The organism is Priestia sp. SIMBA_032 (assembly GCF_046535215.1).
GTDB lineage: Bacteria > Bacillota > Bacilli > Bacillales > Bacillaceae_H > Priestia > Priestia aryabhattai.
This window is the reverse complement of record NZ_JAWRXD010001306.1, coordinates 1-246: the sequence shown is the minus strand read 5'-3', so window position 1 is coordinate 246 and position 246 is coordinate 1. Positions and strand designations below refer to the sequence as shown.

Here is a 246-nt window from a genome sequence, read left to right as displayed (position 1 = left end):
ATGGCCAGCGTCTGGCCGGGATAAACTTGCAGGTTGAGACCTTCAAGGGCCAGGAACGTCGAGTCCTCACCCTTGACCTTGGGCAGCGCAAACGTTTTGCCCACGTTTTGCAAACTCAGGATGGGAGGCTGCGCGGGATCGATGCGGGTCAAGGGCGCGCGACGTTTGGCGAGCGCGGGGGCGGCACCAATCAAAGCGCGGGTGTAGTCGTGCTGTGGCGCGCCGAGGATCTGGCGTGGTGGCCCC

At 64.2% G+C, this 246-nt stretch carries 1 protein-coding gene; it reads right to left on the bottom strand.

All coding sequences use genetic code 11. The features are described from left to right. Positions 1–246: ABC transporter ATP-binding protein (locus tag SB717_RS38545; protein ID WP_486360818.1), on the bottom strand; the 246-nt coding region annotated here is incomplete at both ends.